Raw genomic sequence first — 332 nt, forward strand, 5'->3', positions numbered from 1 at the left:
GACAGCACCACCTACACCCCATACACCCGCACGTACCGCTACGACACCGCAGGCAACCTGCTGCAGATCCGCCACAGCGCCCCTGCCACGAACCACAACTACACCACCGACATCACCGTCAGCGACCGCAGCAACCGGGCCGTGTTGAGCACGCTGACGAAGGACCCGTCGGCTGTCGAGGCACTGTTCACTCCGGGCGGGCAGCAGGCCGTGCTGCTGCTGGGGCAACCCCTGGCCTGGACCATGCGTGCCGAGCTCGAGCAGGTCGTGTCGGTGAAGCGCGAAGGTGCTACGGACGACGGTGAAAACTACCGTTATGACAGCCGTAGCCA

At 65.1% G+C, this 332-nt stretch carries 1 pseudogene; it reads left to right on the plus strand.

Annotation, left to right across the window (positions count from 1 at the left end):
- Window positions 1–332, plus strand: a pseudogene (locus ACNFCI_RS24100) (RHS repeat protein); the annotation flags it as partial.

Source organism: Pseudomonas sp. NY15356, from assembly GCF_048068175.1.
Classification (GTDB): domain Bacteria; phylum Pseudomonadota; class Gammaproteobacteria; order Pseudomonadales; family Pseudomonadaceae; genus Aquipseudomonas; species Aquipseudomonas putida_K.